We start from the raw sequence: 556 nt of genomic DNA on the forward strand, positions 1-556 counted from the left end.
GCCGATGAAAGAAGCAGTAGAATTTACGGCTCCTGAGTCTTTGCAGGTGACTCTGCATGCACCAAACAAAGGTTACGTGACTGGACTTGGCATTCCCAAAGGCATCACTTTGATTGTCGGCGGTGGTTTTCATGGTAAGTCTACATTGCTGAACGCCATTGAACGTTCTATTTACGATCACATTCCTGGTGATGGTCGCGAGTACATCGTGACAGATCAGAAAGCGATGAAGATTCGTGCAGAAGATGGCCGTTGTGTGCATCACTTAAATCTATCGAACTACATCAACCATTTGCCAATGGGTAAAGATACTGCAGATTTCTCAACGCAAGATGCATCAGGTTCAACATCGCAAGCGGCTTGGTTACAAGAATCTATCGAAGCCGGTGCGACATCACTGCTGATCGACGAAGACACATCTGCAACTAACTTTATGATTCGTGATGAGCGTATGCAGGCACTTGTGGCAAAAGGCGATGAGCCAATCACACCGCTGGTTGACCGTATCGGTCAATTACGTGATGAACTGGATATCTCTACTATCATCGTTATGGGT

1 protein-coding gene is annotated in these 556 nt (G+C 46.2%); it reads left to right on the plus strand.

The window, feature by feature from the left end:
* On the plus strand, positions 1–556 hold a 556-nt coding region (locus tag R7R78_RS28615; RefSeq protein ID WP_225474911.1), incomplete at both ends, for an ABC-ATPase domain-containing protein.

This window comes from Vibrio sp. 2134-1 (genome assembly GCF_033339495.1).